The following is a 328-nucleotide window of genomic DNA, read 5'->3' on the forward strand; positions in this document are numbered from 1 at the left end:
CCGAGTCCGTCCCGAAGACCATCGCACTGGGATTGGTGATGATGCGGCAAAGAGAGCAAGTCGCGTGCCGAAGTGAATTCGCGGGCTCTGCAGGCACTTCGTCGCGGCGTCCGGCGTCAAGTTGCTGGCAATGGTCTCAATGCCGACAGCCAGCGCAGCCGGTGCAGTACGTTCGGCTACCGGGACCAAGCGCTCAAGATCCCATTTCATCGTCGAAGGTGTCTGGGACGCATCACCGCTGGAATCTGAGCTGCTCAACCAGGCGGATCGGCTTGTCGGCGGCAAGGATGCGGTATTAGTCATTGATGACACCGCAATGCCGAAAAAG

At 59.5% G+C, this 328-nt stretch carries 1 protein-coding gene; it reads left to right on the forward strand.

The window, feature by feature from the left end:
- Positions 1-139: 139 nt before the first annotated feature.
- On the forward strand, positions 140-328 hold a 189-nt coding region (locus tag I6F36_RS39490), incomplete at its 3' end, for a transposase (protein ID WP_276573455.1).

This window comes from Bradyrhizobium sp. BRP19 (assembly GCF_020194195.1).
In the GTDB taxonomy this organism is placed as follows: Bacteria; Pseudomonadota; Alphaproteobacteria; order Rhizobiales; family Xanthobacteraceae; genus Bradyrhizobium; species Bradyrhizobium yuanmingense.